The following is a 722-nucleotide window of genomic DNA, read 5'->3' as shown; positions in this document are numbered from 1 at the left end:
AGGTCGGTCGTTCAGCGGGGGTGGGGCGGCCCGTCGCCGAGGACGGTGACATGGGTGTGACCGGTCCGTTCCGTGAGACCGGCGGCGGTCATGGCGCACCGACGGCGTAGGTTTTCAACGGCTCGGCGGCCTGGACGGGACCGACGACCATGGTGGGTGCTCATGTGCGTGAGGTGGCTTTTCGTCTCTTCGTCCGGAAGAGGCGCCGAAGGGACTAGAATACCCCAAGGGGTATTGATGGAGGAGGATGCGTGGAACTGGACATGGCGGCCGAAGAGCTGAAGAGCGTACTCAACCGGTTGCGGCGGGCGCAGGGCCAGATCGCGGGGATCATCCGGATGATCGAGGAGGGGCGCGACTGCGAGGACGTGATCACGCAGCTCGCGGCGGTCTCCCGGGCGCTGGACCGGGCCGGTTTCGCGATCATCGCGACGGGGCTGCAGCACTGCATGGCGGAGGGCGGACAGGTGAACGGGGACCGGGACGTGATGCGCGCCCGCCTGGAGAAGCTGTTCCTGTCGCTGGCATGAGCACCGGCTCCGGCCGGAGCACCGGCTCACGTCACCGCGTCGGCGAGCATGAAGGCGGCCACGGCCAGCAGAACCACCGCGAAGACGCGCTGCAGGCCGGGTCCTGAGACCTTCGCGGCGAGGCGTTTGCCGTCCCACGCGCCCAGGACGGCGGCCGCGATGAAGGGGCCGATCACCGCCCAGTCGAGGGAG

Annotated in this window: 2 protein-coding genes; one reads left to right on the top strand and one right to left on the bottom strand. The window is 69.1% G+C overall.

The window, feature by feature from the left end; translation table 11 throughout:
- The first annotated feature begins 251 nt into the window (after positions 1–251).
- Positions 252–530, top strand: a complete 279-nt coding sequence (locus LPA54_RS34005; RefSeq protein ID WP_093769705.1) for a metal-sensitive transcriptional regulator — start codon at positions 252–254, stop codon at positions 528–530.
- Between the two features lie 26 nt (positions 531–556).
- On the opposite strand, the gene LPA54_RS34000 is transcribed toward LPA54_RS34005, so the two are convergent.
- Positions 557–722, bottom strand: a 166-nt coding sequence (locus LPA54_RS34000; protein ID WP_368857881.1) for a TSUP family transporter, incomplete at its 5' end; no start/stop codon positions are given.

The sequence above is a fragment of the Streptomyces sp. DH12 genome (assembly GCF_020873895.1).
In the GTDB taxonomy this organism is placed as follows: domain Bacteria; phylum Actinomycetota; class Actinomycetes; order Streptomycetales; family Streptomycetaceae; genus Streptomyces.
The sequence above is the reverse complement of the archived record's forward strand: the minus strand, read 5'-3'. Positions and strand labels throughout refer to the sequence as shown.